The 848-nt window shown below is 75.4% G+C and carries 1 pseudogene; it reads left to right on the plus strand.

The annotated features are described in order from the left end of the window. Positions 1–848, plus strand: a pseudogene (locus tag AC5RV2_RS18620) (chromosome segregation protein SMC); the annotation flags it as partial.

Genomic DNA, 848 nt, shown 5'->3' on the forward strand with positions numbered 1-848 from the left:
CCCGGGTGGAGTCCGCCGAGGCCGAGCTGGGCCGGCTCCGCGCCTCGATCGGCGAGGGCGAGGAACGCCGGCGCCAGGCGCAGGCCGAATTCGCCGCGCTGGAGTCGCAGGTGGCCGGGGTGGAAGAGGGCGAAGAAGGGCTGGACGCCGCGTACGAGGAGGCCAGCGACGAACTGGCCGAGATCGAGGCGGAGCTGGAGCGGCTGCGGGCCGACGAACGCGAGGCCGAACGCGAACGCGACGCCCTCGCCGCGCGCAAGGAGGCGCTGGAAGTCGGGCTGAACCGGCGGGACGGCAGCGAGCTGCTGCTGGCCTCCGGCACCGAGGGTGTGCTGGCCCCGCTGGCGGACCTGATTACGGTGGAGCCCGGCTATGAGGCTGCGATTGCGGCAGCCTTGGGGCCGCTGGCCGAAGCCGTCGCCGTCGCGGACCCCGACGCCGCCGTCCGGGCGCTGGAACTGATGAAGGCCGACGACGCCGGCCAGGTGGACCTCCTCATCGCCGGCATCCCGGTGCCCGAGGACGGTGGCGGCGGCGGCAAGGTAGAGCTCCCGGGCGGGGCGATCCCCGCGGCCGGCCTGGTGCAGGCCAAGCGGGGCGTCGAAGGAGCGGTCCGCACGCTGCTGGGCTCCGCCGTCGTCGTGGCGGACCTCCCGATGGCGGCAGGGGTCATCGCGGCCGACCCGGCGCTGACCGCCGTCACCCGGGACGGGGATATCTTTACCGCCTGCTCGGCGCGCGGCGGGTCCGCCGGCGGCCCCAGCCTGCTGGAGGTCCAGGCTGCGGTGGACGAGACCATCCACAGGCTCGAAGCCGCCACGGCCCGGGCCGAGCGGGCCAAGTTCGCG

It is taken from the genome of Arthrobacter sp. Y3225116, from assembly GCF_059091245.1.